Here is a 1,589-nt window from a genome sequence, read left to right as displayed (position 1 = left end):
GGACCCGCAGTTCGTCGAGCGGTTCGCACCCGAGCCAACAAATACACCGCGGAAACGTATATCGACCGGATTCATCGCGAGCACCCTGACCTAGACGAACAAATCCGCCGTCTTGAAGCCCAAAAGGCCAATGGTATAAGTCAACTAAATCCGTACGAACACATACCCCAAACAGAGAAGCTGTCGACCGCAGAACTAAAGCGACTGGAATCCTTATACGAAATTCGCGCCAATCTGCAAGTTGCCACGAATATAACCAGTGGGGATCAAGCCATACTTTTTGACCCCGATAACGATCGAATAATCATGGCTAACGGAGACTTAACAACTCCTCCCGACCATGCGATTATCTTCGCACCCGGCACAGGCACAGACATGACATCGTTTGCAAATAGCTTGACCGGCATTAGCGATGCCATTGTTACCGAATTATCAGAACGTGGCCGATCTGGCGTAGTTTTCACAGCCATGGATGGCCCTTGGTCAACATGGTTGGGCGAAGGGTTCAATGGGAGCGAGGCAGAAATGGCCGAGCGAGCCGAAAAAATTCAAGACTTGGCAAACAACATTCGGCTGGAAGACTATGGCGCAAACACAGAGCATGTCGGTATCGGATATAGTGCTGGCGAATCAAAGTTCGCTATCTCCGAATCCAAGGGGCACGTAACGGACGAGTCCATCTCTATCGGAGGCTCTTACGTTGGATACTCATGGATACCAGACCCAAACGCCGAGTACACGCCATCCAGTACTCCCACGACGCAATTAATAACCTCGACACATTCGGCGTTCGAACACCAAACTCCCTCGAAGCCTTTGAGAAGGTATACATCCCTTCTCCTAGCGGTGACGGCGGACAAGACCACGCACTGATCGCCAAAGGCTTAGACGAGAACCGTGCGGGAGTCGCAGCAATTGTCGACGAGATCATTGATTAATCAGATGAAACTAGACTGTCAGAAACCGTTAAGGATCAGCACTTTCCTTACCGTTGCCGTAATGACTCTCGCAGGGTGCGCCAGCGCACCCCCAGTAAGAGTTGGACCAAGCACCCCGTACCCAACAGAATCCGCAACAACTCAACGTGCGCGAAACCTTGAGATCCAACAACAAGTGCTATCGCTTATCCCTAGTTCGGCAATAGACACGAGTACAAGCAAGCTCCCCAAAATTGGAGAGAATAAACGTTCATTGTCCCCCTGCGTGCCCTATTCAGGGCCGCAGCCATCCGATTCAACGGCTGAACCTGTGCACTACTCGGACACCTTCACAATTGTGCTGACGCCTGGACCAGCAGGAGAAAACGCTCGTGCTGAGCTCGATAACAAGCTAGGCGAGTCATACGGATGGGAACGCGTCATCTATACACATGAACACGCCCCTGATTTCAAAGAGTGGCGGACGCAAGATGAGTTCGTCATTCTCATTTCAGTGACGGTCACTGATCAAAACCAATCAACATTGCTCGCAGTGAATGTCACGAGCCCTTGTTTCATACCCGAGCCGCCCTATGGTTTAGGCGACAAGCTCTAGCCAGTACTCCTCGTCTTCTTCGCATTAGCGTTAACGCGCGAGCGCGGCGCGGTAGG

General features: G+C 51.7%; 1 protein-coding gene. It reads left to right on the top strand.

What is annotated here, in order from left to right:
- A partial coding sequence (locus tag ZBI01S_RS10045) for a hypothetical protein (protein ID WP_222822396.1) occupies positions 1 to 873 on the top strand: 873 nt, incomplete at its 5' end.
- Between the last annotated feature and the right edge of the window lie 716 nt (positions 874 to 1,589).

The organism is [Zimmermannella] bifida NBRC 103089 (assembly GCF_001570925.1).
GTDB lineage: Bacteria > Actinomycetota > Actinomycetes > Actinomycetales > Microbacteriaceae > Gulosibacter > Gulosibacter bifidus.
This window is presented reverse-complemented; position numbering and strand designations above follow the sequence as displayed.